The sequence below is a fragment of the Nostoc sp. WHI genome (assembly GCF_015714725.1).
In the GTDB taxonomy this organism is placed as follows: domain Bacteria; phylum Cyanobacteriota; class Cyanobacteriia; order Cyanobacteriales; family Nostocaceae; genus Nostoc.
The window spans coordinates 20861-40868 of the sequence record NZ_WBKM01000289.1 but is presented as its reverse complement, the minus strand read 5'-3'; the positions used below and the strand labels follow the sequence as shown (position 1 = coordinate 40868).

Annotated in this window: 20 protein-coding genes; 13 read left to right on the top strand and 7 right to left on the bottom strand. The window is 40.2% G+C overall.

Annotation, left to right across the window (positions count from 1 at the left end; all coding sequences use genetic code 11):
• Window positions 1-604: 604 nt before the first annotated feature.
• Entirely contained in the window at window positions 605-1528 is a 924-nt protein-coding gene (locus F8S12_RS29460) for a DMT family transporter (protein ID WP_196519804.1), read from the top strand.
• A gap of 174 nt (window positions 1529-1702) precedes the next feature.
• Here the strand turns inward: F8S12_RS29460 and F8S12_RS29455 are convergent, their stop codons facing one another.
• A complete protein-coding gene (locus F8S12_RS29455; protein WP_196519803.1) occupies window positions 1703-2188 on the bottom strand; it encodes a DNA cytosine methyltransferase in 486 nt (161 codons plus the stop codon).
• Window positions 2189-2695: 507 nt separating this feature from the next.
• On the bottom strand, window positions 2696-2884 hold the full coding sequence (locus tag F8S12_RS29450) for a hypothetical protein (protein ID WP_196519802.1): 189 nt from the start codon (window positions 2882-2884) through the stop codon (window positions 2696-2698).
• 124 nt (window positions 2885-3008) lie between these two features.
• On the opposite strand from F8S12_RS29450, the gene F8S12_RS29445 reads away from it, so the two are divergent.
• From F8S12_RS29445 to trpD, 6 genes are all read left to right on the top strand, one after another.
• Window positions 3009-3386: a hypothetical protein gene (locus F8S12_RS29445; RefSeq protein ID WP_196519801.1), complete on the top strand. Its 378-nt coding sequence runs from the start codon at window positions 3009-3011 to the stop codon at window positions 3384-3386.
• Between the two features lie 297 nt (window positions 3387-3683).
• The gene (gene truB, locus F8S12_RS29440; protein WP_196519800.1) at window positions 3684-4613 is read left to right on the top strand and encodes a tRNA pseudouridine(55) synthase TruB; all 930 of its coding nucleotides are present in this window, start codon (window positions 3684-3686) and stop codon (window positions 4611-4613) included.
• Window positions 4614-4692: 79 nt separating this feature from the next.
• Window positions 4693-5370, top strand: coding sequence for a hypothetical protein (locus F8S12_RS41125; protein WP_230968360.1), 678 nt, complete (start codon window positions 4693-4695; stop codon window positions 5368-5370).
• Window positions 5371-5403: 33 nt separating this feature from the next.
• Window positions 5404-5829 carry a hypothetical protein gene (locus F8S12_RS41120; RefSeq protein WP_230968359.1) on the top strand — a complete coding sequence of 142 codons (426 nt, stop codon included), beginning with the start codon at window positions 5404-5406 and terminating at the stop codon, window positions 5827-5829.
• 18 nt (window positions 5830-5847) lie between these two features.
• Window positions 5848-6723 (top strand): DNA adenine methylase, encoded by an 876-nt coding sequence (locus tag F8S12_RS29430; protein ID WP_196519799.1) that lies wholly within the window; start codon window positions 5848-5850, stop codon window positions 6721-6723.
• A gap of 75 nt (window positions 6724-6798) precedes the next feature.
• The gene (gene trpD / locus F8S12_RS29425; protein WP_196519798.1) at window positions 6799-7866 is read left to right on the top strand and encodes an anthranilate phosphoribosyltransferase; all 1068 of its coding nucleotides are present in this window, start codon (window positions 6799-6801) and stop codon (window positions 7864-7866) included.
• Here trpD and F8S12_RS29420 read toward each other — a convergent pair.
• Window positions 7796-8836 carry a retropepsin-like aspartic protease family protein gene (locus tag F8S12_RS29420; RefSeq protein WP_196519797.1) on the bottom strand — a complete coding sequence of 347 codons (1041 nt, stop codon included), beginning with the start codon at window positions 8834-8836 and terminating at the stop codon, window positions 7796-7798. The genes trpD and F8S12_RS29420 overlap by 71 nt on opposite strands.
• 213 nt (window positions 8837-9049) lie before the next feature.
• Between F8S12_RS29420 and carA the strand changes: the two genes are divergently transcribed.
• The 5 genes from carA to F8S12_RS29395 all read left to right on the top strand — a co-directional run bounded on the left by carA (window position 9050) and on the right by F8S12_RS29395 (window position 13475).
• On the top strand, window positions 9050-10213 hold the full coding sequence (gene carA, locus F8S12_RS29415) for a glutamine-hydrolyzing carbamoyl-phosphate synthase small subunit (protein WP_196519821.1): 1164 nt from the start codon (window positions 9050-9052) through the stop codon (window positions 10211-10213).
• A 221-nt stretch (window positions 10214-10434) separates the two neighbouring features.
• Complete coding sequence (locus F8S12_RS29410; protein WP_196519820.1) at window positions 10435-10800, top strand: STAS domain-containing protein; 366 nt, start codon at window positions 10435-10437, stop codon at window positions 10798-10800.
• 576 nt (window positions 10801-11376) lie between these two features.
• Window positions 11377-11859 (top strand): Mini-ribonuclease 3, encoded by a 483-nt coding sequence (locus tag F8S12_RS29405; protein ID WP_196519796.1) that lies wholly within the window; start codon window positions 11377-11379, stop codon window positions 11857-11859.
• 95 nt (window positions 11860-11954) lie between these two features.
• The gene (gene rlmB / locus F8S12_RS29400) at window positions 11955-13085 is read left to right on the top strand and encodes a 23S rRNA (guanosine(2251)-2'-O)-methyltransferase RlmB (protein ID WP_196519795.1); all 1131 of its coding nucleotides are present in this window, start codon (window positions 11955-11957) and stop codon (window positions 13083-13085) included.
• An 87-nt stretch (window positions 13086-13172) separates the two neighbouring features.
• On the top strand, window positions 13173-13475 hold the full coding sequence (locus F8S12_RS29395) for a DUF1816 domain-containing protein (protein WP_196519794.1): 303 nt from the start codon (window positions 13173-13175) through the stop codon (window positions 13473-13475).
• 435 nt (window positions 13476-13910) lie between these two features.
• Here the strand turns inward: F8S12_RS29395 and F8S12_RS29390 are convergent, their stop codons facing one another.
• A complete protein-coding gene (locus F8S12_RS29390; protein ID WP_196519793.1) occupies window positions 13911-14768 on the bottom strand; it encodes an alpha/beta fold hydrolase in 858 nt (285 codons plus the stop codon).
• Window positions 14769-15137: 369 nt separating this feature from the next.
• Between F8S12_RS29390 and F8S12_RS29385 the strand changes: the two genes are divergently transcribed.
• Window positions 15138-15317, top strand: coding sequence for a high light inducible protein (locus F8S12_RS29385; protein WP_196519792.1), 180 nt, complete (start codon window positions 15138-15140; stop codon window positions 15315-15317).
• Between the two features lie 114 nt (window positions 15318-15431).
• On the opposite strand, the gene F8S12_RS29380 is transcribed toward F8S12_RS29385, so the two are convergent.
• The 3 genes from F8S12_RS29380 to F8S12_RS29370 all read right to left on the bottom strand — a co-directional run bounded on the left by F8S12_RS29380 (window position 15432) and on the right by F8S12_RS29370 (window position 20003).
• Window positions 15432-16523: a hypothetical protein gene (locus F8S12_RS29380; RefSeq protein WP_196519791.1), complete on the bottom strand. Its 1092-nt coding sequence runs from the start codon at window positions 16521-16523 to the stop codon at window positions 15432-15434.
• A 126-nt stretch (window positions 16524-16649) separates the two neighbouring features.
• Window positions 16650-19625 carry a molecular chaperone gene (locus F8S12_RS29375; protein WP_230968357.1) on the bottom strand — a complete coding sequence of 992 codons (2976 nt, stop codon included), beginning with the start codon at window positions 19623-19625 and terminating at the stop codon, window positions 16650-16652.
• A 105-nt stretch (window positions 19626-19730) separates the two neighbouring features.
• Window positions 19731-20003 carry an aspartate aminotransferase gene (locus tag F8S12_RS29370; protein ID WP_196519790.1) on the bottom strand — a complete coding sequence of 91 codons (273 nt, stop codon included), beginning with the start codon at window positions 20001-20003 and terminating at the stop codon, window positions 19731-19733.
• Between the last annotated feature and the right edge of the window lie 5 nt (window positions 20004-20008).

Genomic DNA, 20008 nt, shown 5'->3' with positions numbered 1-20008 from the left:
CTTTGTTTAACAAACGTTACAAAACTTGCATTGAACATTGGGGACAGGAGGGCATCTTTAATAAATGTGGCGATGCTTTTTGATGATTTACCAAAGTAGTATCAGAACTCCGTTAATGAGGTATTTGACACTCAGGAAGGAGTCTTTAATACTTGCAGACGCAGATTCTGTAAATCGCAAAGTTTTTCTTAAGGGCGATCGCCAATGAAAATCTCCGTATAAATTAGCATTTAATAATACTTATTCAATGCTAATTTATATTGGTGAAATGGTGAAAATAGGTTCAAAAAATTAATAATAATTATTATTGAATTCACCAAAAAAACAAGTAGGTGGGTGAAAAATTTTACACCCCAAGACCGCAATTCTCTCCGCAACGCAGTGGCTCCCCCTTAAAAAGGTGGACTTTGATTCCAGTTCCCTGCTTTTTAAGGAGGGTTAGGGAGATCAATAAGTGCCTAAAATCACAGCCAACCACTTTTCAAACAACCTCTTAGGTGGTTAACATGCTTACCCCCACAAGAGAAGAGTTTGATAAAATTTAGATATGCAAATTAGATATGTTTTAACTTCTTATCAGCCCTACTTTGGGTAGGATATTTGAATGTCACTACATCAAAGTTCTGGTCGTTGGCGCTTAGGTCTAGCATTATCGTTATTGACAGTTTTATTGTGGGGAATTTTACCTATTGCACTCGCAGTAACTCTGCAAGCGCTTGATGTCTACACCGTCATCTGGTTTCGCTTTTTAGTATCATTTTCACTGCTTGCTGTGTATTTAGGAATACGCGGTAAACTCCCAAACTTAGAACAATTGCGTTCTACTTCTGGGAAATTATTAGCGATCGCTACAATCTTCTTGGCAAGTAATTACTTCTTGTTTATGCAAGGTTTAGCACTAACATCACCTGCTAATGCTGAAGTTCTGATTCAATTATCTACTCTTTTATTAGGTTTGGGCGGTTTGATAATTTTTAAAGAACGTTATCGGCTGTATCAATGGATTGGTATAAGTGTACTTAGTTGCGGTTATGTTTTATTTTTCCGTGAACAGCTAACAAATTTAATTACAGCGCCTAACACATATATCTTAGGTAGTATTTTGATTGTGTTGGCAGCAATAACATGGGCTGTTTATGCTTTAGCACAAAAGCAGCTATTACAATCTCTACCTTCTGCTAGCATCATGCTGATTATTTACGGAGGTTGTGCTTTATTATTCACTCCTTTAGCCAAAGTAAAATCAATTTTTACACTTGATGCTTTGCATTTAGGAATGTTAATCTTTTGTGCTTTGAATACTCTGATTGCTTACGGTGCTTTTGCAGAATCATTAGAACATTGGGAAGCATCACGGGTAAGCGCAGTATTAGCTTTAGCTCCTATTATTACTTTAATATCAGTTGCAATTATATCAGTTAGATTACCTTCTTTGATTCCACCAGAGCAATTCTCTTTGATCGGAATAATGGGAGCAAGTTTAGTAGTCATAGGTTCAGTAGCGATCGCCTTGGGAAAAACGGATTAATAGAGTTGACAAAATTCTGCATTCTTTTTCAAATTTGAAGATACCATAATTTTTTAGTGATTTACAAAAAAGCCACTGACGAGTAAAGCCGAGGAGAGAAGACTAGGTTTCTATTTATCCGCCTTCTAGCTACGATTGGACAACAATCTTAGGCAGTATTAACATTACCCCTTCTTATTCCGGTTTATATATATTCATATAATCTTTCATTACGGTATATAATTCACCTCTAGTCCCTTGAAATCCTTTTTTGTGTCCACATGACGAAAAATCGTGGCAGGGAAATCCTCCTAGAAGAATATTTGCAGGAGGCAATGAGCGTATATCTACATTGGTAAGATCTACTGTAGTTACATCATTTGAAAGATTTAAAGCATAAGTTTGAGTAGCTTTTTCGTCAATATCGTAGGCATGTACAATTTTATACGGGAGAGCTTCATATTTTTTATTTAGAAAAGTAAAACCTCCTAAAAAACCCAGATCAAACCCACCGCATCCAGAAAATAATGAAATAGCGTTTATATAACCTTCAGTTTTATATCCTTCAATCAGTGTAGGATTAATATAATTTTTTATAGTTGGATTTACTTTAAACCCATATTGAAAAATAGGTTTTCTTTTTAAGGCTTTTCTTTTTGGCAATCCAGATTTTGGGCGCATATAACTGTAAGCATTACTCTGTAATTTTATTGCATAATACAATTTTTATCATAAAATAATCTAGGAATAATCTTGAGCTTTATTTTTTCAGTAATTTTGATACTTCTTACTAAGATAAATTCTCAGATATTAGTCTAGGCTTTCCCAAAGCGAATGGGAAAAATACTTTGATGCTATTGCCTATCGTACAGAAAATGCTGTGATTTTGGAGCTAGAACCGACTGACTCGGAATCTGAGTTGAGTTTCTTAGATAGGACTTACGCACCAGTAAAGGAAAAACGAACCGCGAAGGCGCGAAGGACGCGAAGAAATAAGAGTTTAAGAGAGTTTTTGCGTAAGTTCTATTAGACTTCCATGATTTAGTGGGTGAAGCGATCGCTAAAATGCAAAGCACATCTTACCGAAGATATCCCCATTATCAACTTGATCTGTAGCAGTTTGGGTCATCTTTGCAGTGTCGAATTATAGCAGTTCTAATACGGTTCGCTTAAGAAAAGGACTTCAGACTATTTCCCTTTATTCCTATCTAGCTTCTCTTGGATAGCTTGACGGCAAAACTCCGGCGGATCTTCTTGTGCCTTCACTTCTTCTTTCATCTTTTCAGTAGCACGAAAACTAATAGTACTTGATAATGGTTCTTCTCTTTCTGTAGTGAAATTTTTTAAATTTTCTGGGTTACCTTTAGGATTAGGCATTGTTGAGATATGTAAATATAATTTGAACTGCATGCAAACGAGCGAATAGAGTTTAAATCAGTGGTGTTCTGGGTCTTGCAAACTAGTACACCACCGATACCACTTTTTGAGAAATGGTAACTCTATGTTTACACGATCAGAACTTGAAATCAAAACCATCAAAGAACTGCGTGACCTATGCTTGCGCTATGGCATCAAACCTACTGACAATAAAGGGTACAAGACTTCATGGATTACATCGTTGATGGTATTCCCTCGAATGGCGTTATCTCAGTTTGAGAATGGTAAGGGATTAAAATCTCCGACTTTCGCTTTCATGCAAGCACTCAGCAGCGCTATAGATGAGATGAACTCACCGACTGATGAGCAAGCTGCACTCATCAAAATCACAATGGAGGGAAGAATCATGAATTACCCAGATAGATACACCCAAGAGAAACTGCTAGCTTTGCATAAAGCAAAAATGCATCTTGAAATGGCTATCGGGTTACTAAGTCAGTAATCATCCATTAATCCCCCTCAGTTAACTCCCTTCATCCTAGAGGGGGAGTTTTTTTGTGAGTGCTTGGGGTGCTTTGATATTTTTGCTCATAAATATTGATGTCAACTTTCAGATAAAGGTTAAAAGAGAAGTCAGAATTAAGAATACAGAATTCAGATTGTTTTATACCATGACTTACGCAAAATACCTCTCAAACTCTTATTCCTCCGTGTTCTCCGTGCCTCTGTGGTTCGATTTTCCGTTACCTGTGCGTAAGTCCTATATACTAAAAATTCATGTTTAAATGCTGAAATTAGGATGTTTGAGCATTTAAGAAAAGAAAAGGTTGAAAATATTGCTATTGTGCTATCTCAAGGTTTTCTCAATTTAAACAAACCATTTGACTGGACTTCCCACGATTGCGTAGCGCGGGTGCGAAAATTGTTGCGCCTCAAACGTGTAGGACATGCGGGAACCTTAGATCCAGCAGCTACCGGAGTGTTACCCATCGCACTTGGTAAAGCCACAAGATTATTGCAATATTTACCGACAGAAAAAGCTTATAAAGCAACCATTCGCCTTGGTGTGCGTACCACAACCGATGATTTACAAGGTGAAATTATCACTTCTCAACCTTGTGCTGGATTGAGTTTGGCAGAAGTGAAAACTGCACTAACACAATTTCATGGCAAGATTGAACAAATACCACCGAGTTACAGTGCAATTCAAGTAGATGGTAAACGCCTCTACGACTTAGCACGCCAAGGCAAAACGGTGGAAGTTCCAGTGCGAACAGTGGAAATTTTTCAGATAGATATTTTGGACTGGAGAGAAGGAGATTTTCCTGAATTGGATGTAGCGATCGCTTGTGGTAGTGGTACATATATTAGAGCGATCGCCCGTGACTTAGGTGCAATCTTAGAAACTGGTGGCACTCTTGCGGCTTTGATCCGTACCAAAAGCAGTGGTTTCGATTTAACCGATAGTCTCACTTTGACCGACTTAGAAGCTAAACTACAAGCCGGGACATTTGAATCCGTTAGTCCAGATGCAGCTTTACAACATTTGTCATCTATTACTTTACCAGCAACATCGGCTCAAAAATGGTGTCAAGGTCAGCGAATTTCTCTAAGTTTCGATATTTCCAAAATAGTGCGAGTTTATGATGAAGAGACTCACTTTTTAGGTATTGGGCAATTAGAAAACGAAGTGTTGATTCCCCAAATGGTTTATGAACCGATTTCTTAAAACTGATCATTTATATGGTTTAATAGCCAAAGTTGAGCTAAACTCTGGCAAAGACAAATATTAAGAAAAGTTTGAAGATATGGCAGCAGTTCTGCATTTTACAGGATTTATCAAGGGAGTGACCTATAAAACTTGCTTAAGTGAAAATTTAAGTACAATTAATTTAGATGTATTTGATGTCAATAAAGAAAGGGGTTATGGATTAATAAAGTCACCTACAACTGAGATTGCTTATTCAAAATGGGTATCGCCTAAGAGAACCAGAAGTTATCCATTTGCCAGAATTTATAATACATATAATTCCTCGAAAGTTATAACTATTATCCCGGTAATTAAAGATGAGGGAAAAGATGGTGATATAGATAAAATTCAATACTCTACAATTTCTTGGATGAATTTGCTTAATATCTATATCGTACTTGCTTATTATGAAACAGCAAACAAAAGTACCAAAAAGGGGCAAATGAATAAGAATAAGTTGAGTAATCAGAAATTTGCTAATGATTTTGTCAAATTTCAAATTAGTGAAATATTAGCATATCACCAAAGCGCACTCCATTGGAACAAGAATTTATTTGAAGAAAGATTTACACAAACTTTTGAAAAAGCTCTAGATTCTTATGATTCTATTTTTAATCAAACTGGAGTAACAATTCACTCACGAGAAGGATTAGATAAATATTTAGATAAAATCAAAGAGGAATTTGAAGAATTTAAGAATATTTCGCTTAAAGGGTCTGAGAGTGCTAGCTTATGAGAAGCACTAACTTCTCATAAGCTAGAATATTTAGTGGATGGATTAAAAGCCACTTTTAGTATTGAAAACTATCTTGGGGGAATTTACTATTTGACTCCTGATGAGATAATATTTGAGAACAATATGTATATTATACAAGAGTCAAAAAACACTTCAAAAGCATCTTTGCCAAAGCTCCCTGATATTCAAGAGGGTTTATTCAAGCTAATTTTATTTTCTAATTTAGATTCTTTAATATTGAACGGGCAGCAAGTATTATTTGCTACGAAGCTAAAGCTTACAGGTAAGAATGTTGTTGGTTCTATTGTTTTTCCAGATGCATCACTAAAAGAACTAGAATATTTTTTAGAAGTTAATATTAAAAATTTTAATTCAACTCAAAAAGTAATTATCAAAAAATTGGCTTTAGAAGCTCAAAATAATCATAAACTTAAAATAGAAGTATCCAGTAATTTTTAAACATTATAATTTTTGGTTATGATTAAAAGTCCTCTACGATATCCTGGTGGTAAGTCAAGAGCAATAAATCAAATAGTTGAATACTTGCCACAGAGCTTTGATGAATTTCGAGAGCCTTTTGTCGGTGGTGGTTCTGTATTCATTTATTTAAGACAAAACTTTCCTGATATCAAGATTTGGATTAACGATTTAAACCGTGAAGTCTGCTTATTCTGGAAGTTTGCCCAATCTGATATAGTTCAGTTAGTTAAAGAAATTCGACATATTAAAGTTAAATATACAGATGGCAAATCACTTTTTGCAGAATTGACTAAGATAGATGTCAATAATTTATCTGATTTAGAAAGAGCAGTTCGGTTTTTTGTCCTGAATAGAATTACTTTTTCAGGAACTGTAGAATCAGGTGGCTTTTCCCAAGAAGCTTTTCATAAAAGATTTACTGATTCTTCAATCGAACGACTAGAAAAGTTAGAAAATCTTCTATCAGAAAATGTCCAAATTACTAATTTAGATTATAGTCATCTATTAAAATCAGAAGGAGAAGATGTATTTTTATTTTTAGATCCACCATATTTTAGTGCTAGAAAATCAAAGCTATATGGTAAAAGGGGTAACTTGCATACCTCATTTGAACATCAGAGATTTGCTGAACTTTTGCAACAATGTCATCATCGCTGGCTAATTACCTACGATGACTCACCGCAAATGCGAGAAAATTTTCAATGGGCTAATATCTCTGAATGGGAATTGCAATATGGGATGAATAACTATAGACAGAGTGGTGCGGCTAAAGGAAAAGAGTTATTCATTACTAATTACTATTTGGATGAAAAAGCCCAAAATGAGAACCTTGTGAATCCAGCTTTGCAGTTAAGCCTTGATTTTTTAACCTGACTTTGATAGCTTCCAATTTTCCGGTAGGATAACTCACATAGCTCTCAATATAGCTACAACATACAAACCTTAGCTATGACAACTTCCCAAATCACTGCTCAAGAATCCTCTGTTAGCTGGCATATTTTGCTGCAACAATTAATAGATGGCCAATCCTTGTCCCGTATTCAAGCTGCTGAATTGATGCAAGGATGGCTCAGTGAAGCGGTTCCCCCAGAGTTATCAGGAGCAATTTTAACAGCGCTGAACTTTAGAGGCATTTCTGCCGACGAGTTGACTGGCATGGCTGAAGTATTACAATCTCAATGTTCGCCACTCAGCACTCAGCACTCAGCACTCACCACTGTAATAGATACCTGCGGCACTGGCGGAGATGGGTCATCAACCTTTAATATTTCTACAGCAGTTGCTTTTGTTGCCGCAGCCTATGGCGTACCCGTCGCTAAACACGGCAATCGTTCAGCGTCAAGTCTCACAGGGAGCGCAGATGTATTGGAAGCCTTGGGTGTAAACTTGAGTGCATCCAGTGAAAAAGTGCAAGCCGCACTACAAGAAGTAGGGATCACTTTCTTGTTTGCCCCTGGTTGGCATCCAGCACTCAAGGCAGTTGCCTCATTACGGCGGACTCTCAGGGTGCGAACGGTGTTTAATTTGCTTGGGCCTTTAGTAAATCCCTTACGTCCTACTGGGCAGGTGGTAGGGTTATTTACTCCCAAACTTTTGGCAACTGTTGCCCAAGCTTTACAGAATTTGGGCAAAGAAAAGGCGATTGTGCTGCACGGGCGAGAAAAACTTGATGAGGCTGGGTTAGGAGATTTAACTGACTTGGCCGTATTATCCAAGGGAGAAGTGCAGTTAACTACCATTAATCCCCTAGACTTGGATGTAACGCCTGCTCCCATAGCTATGCTTCGGGGTGGGAATGTCCAAGAGAATGCGGTGATTCTCAAGGCCGTACTCCAAGGTAAAGGAACTCAGGCACAACAGGATGCGGTAGCTTTAAATGCGTCATTGGCGCTGCAAGTAGCGAGTGTAATACCGTTGCTGGATCATGCCCAAGGGATTAAAATCGCTAAGGATATTCTACAAAGTGGGGCGGCTTGGACGAAGTTGGAGCAGTTAGTTGAGTTTCTGGGAAATTGATTTGCGATCGCAATTGCGGACGAAATTCTACGACATTACGTTTGATGGTGACATCGTAGTTACCAAAAAAATCATGTCCTAGAAGTCCAGTTTCTAGTTCCGTGCCTGCGATCGCTACTGGTACCTTATTAACTATTACCCCGCCAACTGCCATCGAATTAACATAGCCCACAGGAAATTCTACATTTCTGGCACTCGCGGTGTTTGCCCTAGCTTTGCCCACTGTTACGATTCCCAAGGTATTTGCCATTTGTTGGGTGATTACAGTGCCACTTGCTCCTGTATCTACAATCATCTCAAATTGTTGCTGGCCATTGAAGGTGACTTCGACAATTGGCGTGCCACCAATCCGCCTTTTTATCGGGGCTGTAAATACTTCCTGATCTGGAATCAGCACTGCTGATGAGGGGAAAGCTGGTTTTGGTGGTGATAGTTTTGTTGCCACAGGAGGTAATGTAAACTTGGGTGTAGTTGCTATTTGGGGAACAACAACCACTATCCTCTTTGGTTCGGCAACGCGCACAGGGCGAGGAATAGCTTGCTGTTTGGCATATTTGATTTGCCGCCGATATTCTGTGATTTTGGATTGAGCAAAGGCAAATTCTGGGGTTTGTCGCTGCACTTTTTGCATCAGAGCGATCGCACCTTGGTATTGACTCGCCACCAAATTCCAATCATCTGTAGATTGAGCAGATTGGCTGATACTCCAAGCACTAACAGCTTTGTCTAGCGCCAGTTCAAAAACACTGGGTTTACTTTCAGATGGCTCTAGCAGCTGTGCTTCTGGGGTAGCTGCTGGTGTTGCTGGTTCGACGGCAGGCTGTATTGATGCCAAATCCCCAATGGGCGCGGGTTGCTCATTGCCACCAGTCGCAGTGTTCCGTCTGTCTTGACTACAGGCAACACACAAAGCCGCTAGAGCGCTTGATAGAAAAATTAGGGTTGCACGGGATAAAGAAGACTGAACCATAACTAATATTAACTGCCCAAGCTTTGCCAAATCCATTCCCGCTACTTTAATAATTCCCTTTTAATTTTAATTAACTATCTCAAAAACTCCCAATTGTTCAACTCATGGGATAATTAACAATCGCAGTATTAGGGAATAGAAAATGGGGACTAGGGAAAATTTTTCCAATGCCCCATGCCCCATGCCCCATGCCCAATCCCCAATCAATCTACTATGCCCCTGACTGACGCAATCCCAGCTTTACTTGTCCTAGCAGATGGAACTACTTATCGCGGTTGGTCTTTCGGTGCTACGGGAACCGCGATCGCAGAAGTGGTGTTTAATACTGGTATGACCGGCTATCAAGAAGTCCTGACTGACCCTAGTTATTGTGGTCAGATAGTCATTTTTACTTATCCTGAATTGGGGAATACTGGCATCAATTCTGAAGATGAGGAATCGGATCGCCCCCAAGTGCGAGGTGCGATCGCCCGAAATATTTGTCAACGACCGAGTAACTGGCGATCGGCACAATCTTTACCTGACTACCTGAAACAAAACCAAGTACCAGGGATCTACGGTATCGATACCCGTGCCCTCACCCGCAAAATTCGGATGTTTGGAGCCATGAACGGCGGCATTTCCACAGCTATTCTTGATGAGGCAGAATTGTTAGAGCAGGTACAAGCGGCTCCCAAGATGGCAGGATTGAATCTGGTTCGTGAAGTCACCACCCCAACGGCTTATGAATGGTCAGATCCCACAATACCAGCTTGGGAATTTAACTCTGAGGCTGCGGAAAATCTTGGGGAACCCTTTACCGTTGTTGCCCTTGACTTTGGCGTCAAACGTAATATCTTGCGTCGCTTGGTAAGTTATGGTTGCCGGGTGATTGTTGTGCCTGCTGATACGCCACCAGAAGAAATTCTCAAATACAATCCAGATGGTGTGTTTCTTTCTAATGGGCCTGGCGACCCTGCTGCCGTCACCGAAGGAATTGCAACTGCAAAAGCGCTGCTGTTAAGTCAAAAACCCATATTTGGGATTTGTATGGGACACCAAATTTTAGGTCATGCACTAGGGGCAGAAACCTACAAACTCAAATTTGGTCATCGTGGTTTGAATCAGCCTGCTGGCTTAAAACAACGGGTAGAAATTACCAGCCAAAACCATAGTTTTGCTATTGATCCAGATTCTTTACCTACGGCAGTTGTGGAAATCAGCCACCTGAACTTAAACGATCGCACCATTGCCGGGGTACGCCACAAATATCTGCCTGTATTCTCCGTACAGTATCACCCCGAAGCCAGTCCTGGCCCTCACGATGCTGATTACTTGTTTGAGCAATTTGTTCAAGCCATGCGAACAGCACGTCAAGCTGTAGTAGAGGTGAGGTAAAAATAAATGGGGCATGGGGAGTAAGAATTTTAGATTTTAGATTTTGCGAAAAGTCTGTGCGTCCGGGTTTCCCGGCGCAGAACTTTTCAAGACGGATTTTGGATTGAAATTTAATCCAAAATCCAAAATCCAAAATTGAATTGCCCAATTACAGCAGATTGTAGACAACTTGCTCAAAAACCATTTATACTTGAGCGTTCACTTTAACTCATGAGGAGGGAATTATTGCTGAGCCACTGAATCTAACCGTTAGCCTGAGAGGCACTCGCGAAGTCCGGGATAAGTGTCAGCTATTCCGCCTCACAGGTTTGTTAGATGCCTTTTCTGAGCCGACATTTCGCAAGGTACTTGACAGCAAGATTGACGAGGGGCCTAAGCATATTATTTTGGATCTCTCACAAATCGACTTTGTTGATAGCTCTGGCTTGGGTGCGCTGGTACAGGTAGCCAAGAAAGCTCAAACTGCTGATGGCACTTTGCAAATTGTGACGAATGCCCGCGTTACTCAAACGGTCAAACTTGTTCGCCTAGAGAAGTTTCTCTCTCTGCAAAAATCAGTTGAAGACGCTCTAGAAAACGTCAAGTAGTCTTGATTGCTCGACCTGAGAGATCAATTCGGCTATCCAGATTCAACATCAGATAGCTTAATTTTTAAAACTTCTGGCAAAAAACCTCTCTCCTCGTGGGAGAGGCATCAAGCCAGTTGAACTGTTATGTTTAGAGTTGACTAAGGAAAAAATATAGATTCTCAGTTATTGGGGATGTAATCCTTAGCTAGGATATTGGATAAACGATCAAGTCGGAGAAGGTTGTAGGAAATACAAAGCCACGGATTTATCTATATGTAGACTTTACTTAATACTGTATACTTAGGGGTCGTAGCTGACCAAGTAAGCATGACAATGTAGTCAAGCAAAAAAAGTAGCTTTCAATCCAAATTTTACCCTATCTTAGATACAGACTACAAGAAGTAGGCAAAATTTGGTTGATCGGCGTTGACATGAGAGTGATCTAAAGTGCTAACTCTCAAGCAAAAAGATAAGATTAGTAAGTAATCCTGACAGTGTTGATTATGCTAAGTATATTATTATGGCGTATTTCAGAAAAATCATTCTTACCGAAGAATGCCTCACAGATGTAACCCATCAAGGAATGATTTATTTGTGAAGTCAAAGGAGGAAGAGCTATTAGATGGACAAGATGAAGCTCTGAAACAGAGTTTATCTTGGACTCAAGCACTCTTGGCAACTACAGCGCCATTAGCCCAACAAATTTCTCTCTCACAAGTGCAACAGATTTCTCCTACTGCCTTAGCGTATTTAGGTGATGCAATTTATGAAGTGTATGTTAGGATGTTTTATCTGCTGCCATTGCAGCGGCCAGAAGCTTACCATCGTCTGGTAGTGGCACAGGTAAGAGCGGAAACACAAGCGCTACATTTGCGATCGCTGATTCCTCATCTGAGAGACACCGAATTAGAAATTGTCCGCCGGGGTCGAAACGCCGCTACAGGACGCCCTAAGCGACTTGATCCCGAAATTTATCAACAGGCAACTAGTATAGAAACCTTAATTGGCTACTTGTATCTTACCGATTACCAGCGCCTAACCGAACTATTGCAAATACTCCATCTAGAAAAAGAGTGAGAACTCAATTTCACAACAGTAGCCACAACAGCAGATTAGGTTCAAGAACTTGAGGTAATCGGGATGATCAACCATACGCTATATCCATAACTCAAATGCAGAATAAACCAAGAAAAGTCAAGACTTCCAGCGAACCCAATCGTGGACAACCCGTAAAAATTCAGGGTAAGCGTGTTGTTAGTAATCCGACTCGCAATCCCAGAAAAATAGATAGCAATCCTATTTCTGTTGCCAATCCGACTCGCAATCCCAGAAAAATAGATAGCAACCCTATTTCTGTTGCCAATCCGACTCGCAATCCCAGGAAAATAGATAGCAACCCCATTTCTGTTGCGAATCCCACTCGCAATCCCAGGAAAATAGATAGCAACCCCATTTCTGGCAATTCTCGCCAACGATATAGCAACTTATCCCAGCCGTCTGCATCTACACAACCGATAGAAGAAGATAGCGATCTGATCTACGGTCGTCATCCAGTATTAAGTGCGTTGCAAAATCAGCGCAATCTTAACCGTCTCTGGATTACTACCCGTCTGCGCTACGATCCCAGCTTTCACCATTTTCTCCTACAAGCGAAGGAAAATGGCACAGTTATTGATGAGGTTGAACCCAAGCGTTTAGACCATCTCACCAACGGGGCTAATCACCAAGGTGTAGCTGCACAAATTGCTCCCTATGCCTACATCGAATTGCCGGATCTAATTGAACAGGCCAAGTCTGTAACCGATCCCGTAATTGTAGTGGCTGATGGAATTACTGATCCCCACAACTTGGGAGCAATTATTCGCACTGCCGAAGCAATAGGCGCTCAAGGATTGGTGATTCCCCAAAGAAGGGCATCTGGAATCACTTCCACTGTAATGAAAGTGGCAGCAGGCGCTTTAGAAAATTTTGCTGTAGCTAGAGTTATCAACCTTGGCCGCGCTTTAGAAGAATTAAAAGAAGCCGGCTTTTGGATTTATGGCACTGCTGCAAGTGGGAGCGAACCCGTACATACAGTTAATTTCACTGGCCCAATCGTTTTGGTAATCGGCTCAGAAGGTGAAGGTCTGAATATGTTAACTCAACGCTCCTGTGATTTTTTAGTATCGATCCCCTTACAAGGCAAGACTCCCAGCCTCAATGCTTCTGTAGCGGCGGGGATGACACTTTATGAAATTTATCGTCAGCGATCGCTAAATACGGTGTACTTAAATAAGTTACAAAAAATTTCTTTGAAAAAATAACACTAACAGAGTATAAAGAAATGTAAAAGATAATAAAGCACAATACCGTTTAACGCACTGTAGCACGCTTATAAATCAGCGAAAACCATGAAAACCATTTGGCATAATCTCAAGGAAGTGTTGATCAACACATTCGACTATATCGGATTGGCTTGCTGGGTAGAGATTGTCACCCAAAATCCCCGGTGCACCTACTACTTCGGGCCATTTCTGAGTTCTTCTGATGCAAGATTGGCAAGCATCGGATATATAGAAGATTTGGAGGTCGAAGGAGCACAGGGAATTGTTGTGCATGTCAAGCGCTGCAAACCTAATACCTTAACAATTGCTGAAGACTTGGGGGAAAGATTTGACCGCAAAGTACAGCCTGCCTTTAGCGGTCAAATTTAAGTTAGGCCAGAGAATGAACAGGACGCGAGGATTCGGTGATGCAAAGACATGGGGACGCAGATAATCTTTTGCCACGTTACCCTTACGGGTGACGCTCCTACGTCGCTAACGCCAGTTGCCTACCAACCAAGGAGACCCTCCTTCTCCTAAGTACCGTGTACACACAAGTCGAGTTGGAAATCAAATAGACGGAAAAGAACGGAAAGTTTTTTTAAAATCCCTGATTTTCCGTTAAATCTATATCAATAAGCTGACACTATTGATAATCAGCTTGATCAACTCTAAACCTTGTCTACTAAGGCTTGTGTCTTACCAGGCAAGTATTTTATGACTTGTGTGTACACCGTAGCCTTCTTTTAAGGGAGATGCTACGCGAACAGCACTGGACTCACCGTTTCACCACATCTTCGCTCTCCGTTTCTTCTTCGTCAATAGTCAAAATTTTTTAATATCAATTACCTGTGGATGTTCTTCCAGCCAATGGTCAATGTCACTGAGCATCTGCTGGGGAACTTCCCACGGGAAAAGATGGGCGGTGTTGGGATAGCACTGCCACTGAGAATTTTGGAGGTGTCGAGCAGTTTCTAAGCTGGAATCAGATGTGATGTGGCGGTCTTGCTCACCAGCAAGTACTAAAGCAGGACATTGTATTTGTTGCAAATCTACAAGTCGGTTGTATCCCGATTGAATTGCACTATAGAGGGCGCGAGTAGCAGCAGGAGAGGTTTGCAAATAAGCTGGTACTGCTTCGGTTGCTATGTAGTTGTAAGTGGTAGATGTATGTTGTTGGATTAGGTAGCGGAAAAGCGATCGCTTACCAAAAGTTTCAATATTCCATTGCCAACTCGGTTTTATATAATTCAACAGCGCCGCAACGCCAGTATATAAATTATCTTGCCAAGTGATCGTTGGATGACTGCCACGGGGTTTTGCAGCTGTTGCCACCAAAATCAGTCCAGTAATCCGCTCAGGCAAACGTAATGCCAGTTCCATTGCCAGAATGCCTCCAAGTGACCATCCCAATACTAGGCACTTTTCAATCTCTAACCGGTCTAGCAGCGCTTCTAAATCAGTTAAATGGTCATTCATATCAAAATTAACGTTGCAGCGACTTTTGCCGTATCCACGTAAATCAGGGGCAAAAGTTTGATAACGTTTTGATAAATGATTGTTAAAGACAGAAAGACTACGACCAGTACCAGGATGACCATGTAAGCCTAAAATGGGAAATCCTTGACCTTGGATGTAGACATTGAGACGGGCAGCAGTAGTATGATTATGGCGATCGCTCATTACTCTCCGTTTGTTCTAATTGTGTCATACGGCTAACGGCGAAGGGTTTCAGTGTTTAGTTAGAGTTCAAGCTTTTGTAGATAATCCACTGAAGTTAGCGCTTGGCAATTCGCTACTATAAGATTTACAAATATTCAGAGCTTATACTTACACAATCCAAATAGTGATCATCTAATCTCTAGTAGTGAGTTATGGGTAATTCGCTCCAAATTTGCGATCGCAAACCTGTAAAGATAAAACCAAGTATCCGTAATATATACTCACTAACTGAATTTTGTCTTGAGTTGATGTTGTATTTTTGTAAAAATCTGTTACATTACTTTACATGCAGTTATAACTGTTACAACATAAAAGCTCGGAGTATTATTTATGGCAGACGTTAAGAAGACTACGCCTTTGGTTCCAGAAGATCCTAATGCTTTGCGATGGGGCTTCACTCCTCAGAGCGAAAACTGGAACGGTCGTTTTGCAATGATTGGTTTTTTATCTGCCGTTCTACTTGAAGTATTTTCTGGTCAAGGTATTTTACACTTCTGGGGCATCCTCTAGATTTAAACGTTTTTAGCTTCATTAGATTATGAGGCAAGGTGGCAATTCGTAAAATTGTCTGTCTTACCTCATAATCTCAAGAATTAGAAAACTTGAGAAAAATCTGCAAGTCCGCTACCGGGATGAGCGAAATATTACACGACCTGGGGATTCTTCCTGATTAATTTGCACATATACCCGAAGACAAGTTAACACTTCGCCAGGAATACCACCACAGTCTAATTGTAAGTCATCCTTGGATGATGCACAGATATCTGCATAAATTCCCGATAATTGGCGAATTCGCACTTTATTACCTGTTTTAATTGCCTCATCAGTGACTTTTTTCAGGATACGTCGTGATTCATTTTGTAGCTTACCCCACCAAGAATAGCGTTCAGATGGTGGTACAAATACTAGGGAATGTATGGCTTCATCCATGTCAATCCAGGCGCGCAGAGTTAATAAAGGATCAGCGTTTTCCTCAGCTTTTTGGGTACGCCCAAAGCGATCGCTTAAAGCATTAATGTATTGGTTTTTCTGTTCTGGTTTGGAGTGTAAAGAGATAATATCAAAGCTAAAAACGCTTTTTAAGGCATGATGTAAATCTGGGTCTATTTCAATAAATTTTATATATAAATGTAGGAATCCTGCTAATAAATCAGATGTATTACTTTGGGAAGTTTGAGAATTTAAAAGTGCTTGTTGAGATAAGCTTAATCCTTGAGTTTGAACAGTACCACTGAGTCCGGGGTAGATAATTTCATCGCGGATAAAGGGAAGTTGATAGAGATTAGAATTATCTGCGATCGCACCAATTTCTTGAGCCATATCTAAGGTGCGCTGTTGCCAAGATGCAGCCAAATCCTCTGGGACTCGTAACAGTTTGCGTTGAATTTCATTCCACAAATCTGAGTCTGTTTGGCTTTGCAGTTGGGAATTACCTAGATAATAATTAAGTTCTGAATCAGAATCGAAAGCTTCTCGGAGGTGACTTAGTTTTAAATTATTTGGCACGTCTTCCCAACCATTATCTAGCTGTGAGGGTGTAGGTTGCAACAGGTAATGAAGTTCTTGCAGCACCTCATCGCATATCTTAACTCCTGGATCTAATGGAAATTCTGTGAGAGCCTGATTTAAAGTAGCCTCCAGTCCATACAAACTAAATCGCAATAACTGGGCTAATTCTGAGTTTTCTATCTCTAATAGTTGACGTAGATGCTGCATGAATATCACCTTTTTTTATCTCACGCAGAGCCGCAGAGCCGCAGAGAGAAAGAGCATATTTAGGTTAATCTCACACCAAGGCGCTAATAAAACCTCTGCGCCTCTGCGTCTCTGCGTGAGGTAATTCTAATGTATGCCGCAAAATGGATCGCGTTCTTTATCAACTTCGTTAGGTTGCAACTCTAATTCAGCAAGATAAACACATCCCTCTTCTTTGAGACATTCTTGATTTATTGATGTCCAGTAAGGCACTTCACCAGCGTGCATCCGCAGAATGCCTTGATCGTCGAGAGTCACACGATATTGGCAAGGGTAATCTGTGGTTACATCTGGTTTGCTGAGTGCGCCAATTCTTATCCATTTTTTGCTGTTAGTTTCGGCATCTGTTTGATAAACATAGAAAGTGTGCTGTCCAGTTTGCGGGAAGGGAGGTAAGAGATTACTAATTAACCCGATTCCTGGTTGCGTCACCCCATCGCGCAAATAGTGAAATTTTTGAAACAAATTACTATCATCATTTCCTACTTCAAATACTAGATGATAGGCATCTGGTTGATCGACAGTTGCAGACTCGATAACATTGACGGCAATATCACCATCATTCAAGTTTTTATTGAAGCGTTCCACAGCAATATTCCAGTTCAATTTACCATCAGAAAATAGCGCTGATGTTTCTGAAACTACTGCTCCTAAATCAATGCCAGGAATGTCAATCAAATAATGGGGATTTCCTTGACAAAGCAATACACTAAACTCAAGAGTTTGGTCAATTTCAAACTGGACTTTGATTTTTTTGAGAAACTCTACTTCTTCCATCCCCAGTTTTTTCATGAGGTTTTTACCATCGAAACTTCCCCAAAGTCGTAAATCTCCATCCTCGTAGTCTTGACGGTAGATAATGTTAGTTAATTGTATGCCTTGCCACTGAGTACGAACTTTGGCGACAGTTTCCCAAGATGCGAGTTGATATAGTTCTTGTCCGGCACTGAATATAGTCAGCAAATCGTTGCTTTGGGTTTTACGTTTGAAGTTGCAGGGCAAATAATAAAACAGGTTTTTGACATCAATTTCTAGCTGGTTGGCTCCCTTACGCAGCAAGGTTTTAGACTCTTCTGGATCGAACCTCAATCTTCGCAGTTTCTCGGCATAGCAAGCACCGGCAGAGGTGGCTAACTTGGTAAATTCCAACACAAAGGTAATCCGTTCTGGATTCCAGACAAAATATGGAGACTTACTAAATTCCTGGTAGATTTGGCGCTGCACTATGTCTAAATTACAAGTTTTACCAGATAAAATTAACCAATCAACTTTTTGGGAATTCCAAGAATCTTTGATGATATCATCGGGACGCAAACGACTTTCCATTAATCCTTTAGCAATCCCGATCGCTTCTTTAATTCCTGAAGCGGCGGCTCGTTCAAATTGCTGATTATCTAGGGTGACACAGATGCTATTTGGATCTTTAACTTGCAATTTAACGGCGCTTTGGGTAAGCAATTCGGAGATTTGCTGCTCAGAAAGTGTGAAGATTAATAGAGAATCATTATCTGGTGATTTCTGCCCAAGTTTAAGTTTAGCTGTTTCTGCATGATCCCAGAGAAGATAAAAGGATTGCAAACGTTGGGGTGCTTGTTGCCAACGGGTAGGCAATAGTTTTTCAGCAGTATCTAAAGCATCTTTGTAAGCAACATCACCTTCTGGATTCTCCTTATCAACACATTTTAAAAGACTACCACTTTTGAATTTTCCTTGTTCTAAAAAGCGCTCGTTTAACTCGGAGTTAATTAAATCGTCTAGCTTTTCGCTTTCAATATCACCTGTTGTTACTGCTGTCAATAAAAAGTCTGCGATCGCAACTTTTAATAATCTAAAAATTCGCAGTGTAATTAATTCACCGCCTAACTGTAAATGACCGGATGAACCTAATAGTTTGGGGGTAAGTTTATAGTAACGTCCTCCTAAACCCCGGTCTTCATAATCAGCAAAAGCTGGGGTTTTATCTTCTAAAGTCAGTTCAATTAAAGCTAAGTCTGTAGTTCCCCCGCCAATATCTAAAACGAGAACATTTTGTGACCATTTATTTCCGGCTTGGCGACAACGGGTTTTGAATGACTCAATACCAATGTTGAGATTACCGCCAAATTCTCGCCACAAAAAGAATATCGCTACAGAAACGGCTTCATCATAAGCAGTTTGGACATCATCGATTCCCAACTGCTCAACTAATTCTTTAACTTCCTTGCGAACAACTGGTGGGGCGACAGTGGGGTAGGTGACAACTGCTGTTAAAAAATTTCCTTCTGAAAATCTGCGTCGTGCGCGTTGGCGATAATCTTCAGTTAACTCGATTAAATGCGCCCAAGCAGATTGGATCAATTGGTTGGCGGTAATTGTTTCTTCTTTACCATTCAAAATAACTGAAAACGATCGCTCCTGACCAAAATAGCGTTTGGGTGAATGGTGAAACCTGCTGATAATTTCCTTTAAAGAACCGCTTGTACCTTGAGCGATCGCTTTTTTTCTGTTATCTCTAGCTTCCCTACCCATCCGCAGTTTTAAGTCCCCTAATTGCGAAATTTCTGACTCGCTAGGAATTTCTGTATCGCGGCGATCAATATCCAGCACAACTGGGATCAGATTTTGCGACTCTAGGGTAGGAACACGGAACACCTCATGATATATCTGGTAAAGTTTTTTGCTGACAGCCCGGCGGAATCTCTCGCTGTTTCCTAAACAAAGTTCAATTTGGCGAATTGCTTCCAAAAATCGCTCTTTATTATCACTTTCAAAAACTTCGCTCAAGTTTCCTGGTTCTATCTCCAGATTTTTGCTAATTTCTGCGATAAAGCTTTCCCAATCATCATCGCTGACATCTGGTAAAGCTACTGAGGCGGGAGAACTTAGCCATTGTGATAAGCGATCGCGCAACCGCATTTCTTGTTCTTTGGGTAAAATTTCTGCGATCGGTACTTCAATTGGATCGAAAAGTGTAACTGTCGAATTCGATGTACCAAAATCTAAAGCAAACCATCCTGGAAATCTTTTTTGTTGTTTCTCGCTTGGTTCTTGATCGGTATAGTTGTTCAATTGGAAAGGGTTCATTATAGTATCAAATGATTCTGTTGAGCGATCGCTTTTTTGTCTAGGGCGATGCCTACACTTTTTCATATAAAAGCGTAGGCATCGCTATGAAAATTCCACCAGTTACTAAGTTAATGTTGAAGATTCTTGCTCACTTGCAAGTCTTATTTGTTCGACTTGTTCGATAGTTAAATCAAATAATTTAGCAACCTCTTCTATTGAAATACCATAAGCTAAACACCGAGGTATAAGTTCACGTTTTACTTCTTGTCGTCCTTGTTCTATTTCTTCTTGTACTTGTTTTATTTCTAGTTCTATTCCTAGTTTTATTCCTTCTTGTCGTCCTTCTTCTTTAGCTTCTTGATAAACCCTGGTTTCTTGTAACCTAATTTCAAACATAGCCT